This window comes from Protofrankia sp. CiP1_Cm_nod4 (assembly GCF_982290645.1).
The window spans coordinates 1-1,484 of record NZ_CEVIVC010000156.1 but is presented as its reverse complement, the minus strand read 5'-3'; the positions used below and the strand labels follow the sequence as shown (position 1 = coordinate 1,484).

1 protein-coding gene is annotated in these 1,484 nt (G+C 62.7%); it reads right to left on the bottom strand.

Annotated features, from left to right (window positions below; all coding sequences use genetic code 11):
* A partial coding sequence (locus AC5LSR_RS20765) for an AfsR/SARP family transcriptional regulator (protein WP_250285793.1) occupies nucleotides 1-1,032 on the bottom strand: 1,032 nt, incomplete at its 3' end.
* Between the last annotated feature and the right edge of the window lie 452 nt (nucleotides 1,033-1,484).

The following is a 1,484-nucleotide window of genomic DNA, read 5'->3' as shown; positions in this document are numbered from 1 at the left end:
CACTCCGCCCAGGCCGGCGACCACCTGCGTGAGCACCGTGGTCTGCCCTGGCCTGGTGGCGTTGTGCAGTTTCTCGGACTCGGCTCGCTGCTGGAAACTATCCGCTCGCGGTGGAAGACTGCCCACCATCAGCGGCGTGCCCGGTGCCTGTCCCCGCAACATGATATGCGCCTGTTCGGGCGATACGGCAGGATCCCGGTCTCGAGATGTGGTACTTTTTTGTTCTTGCGATGCGGTAGGAATGTGGTTGTACGATGCGCCCGCATACTGCCGTGGCGCCTGTTCCTCGAGGTCGCCGCGGAGGATTCCGAGATGCACCTGCATCATCTCGGGGCCGGGCTCCAAACCATGATCCTCGACTATCCGGTCACGCGCCGACCGGTACAGGGCCAGGGCCTCGCCGCGTTTGCCAGTGGCGTACAGAGCTCGCATCAGCACAGTGACCAGACCCTCATAACAGAGATCATCATGGGTGAGGTCCCGAAGCGGTTCGATCACGGCTGGCGCATTCCCTGCCTTCAGTTCGGCGGACGCCCAGGCCACGACCACCTCTTTCCACTCCTGCCGCCAGATCCGCCGGATCCGTTCAACCCACAGTGACTCCGTCAGCCCTACCAGCGGTTCACCGCGCCACAACCGTACTGCTTCACGAAGCGCAGGGAGCGCTCCGTCGTCTCCATCCGCGGTCCTGGCATGTTCCAGCAGGCGGCGCATGCGGAAGACATCCACCCGTTCGGGGCCGAGATCAAGAATGTAGCCCTCGGCACGGCGCGGGATCCGCACTGCGCGCTGTTCGTCGGAGTGCTGTTCGAACAGCCGGCGTAGCCCGCTGATATGCGCATGCAGGCTACGGCTGGGGCGCTCGGGCCCGTCGCCCTCACCCCACACCCGGTCGATCAACGTCTTGGTGGATACGGGCCTGCCCGCATCGGCCGCCAGCGCCGCGAGCACCAGACAACGCTGCGGTCGTCCTACCTCGACGACCCGCCCCGATTTCAGCAACTGCACCGGACCAAGCAGTAGGACGTCCACAGTGTTCTGCCCCGTATCAGATCACAGCTACCTCGATGTCACTGCGGACAACATAGCCAGCACTGTTCCAGCCGGTGGAGACCGGCCCAGATTTTTCGCGCCCTGATCGAATATGGTAATAAATGAATTTTTTATACTATTTTATACTGATTTATTCGATTTGCCCCAGGGTCGGCCAGGGTCTGCCATCTTGCCGGCAGGCGAGGTGGGCGATGGCAGGCAGGGCGCGAAGTGCGGTGTGCCGACGACCAAGGATCCCGATGCCCCCGCGGCCCTCCGACCAGGACGACAACATTCCGGCAACACCTGGAACTACCTGGCTGTGTGACGTTGCACCTCATGACACACCGATCCACCGCGGAGCACCGCGAAACGGCATCTGATCCTGTCGGGCGGCTCAGATTTCGCGACCGACTACCGGATCATGCTGCTGGATTTCACCGGCAAGGACA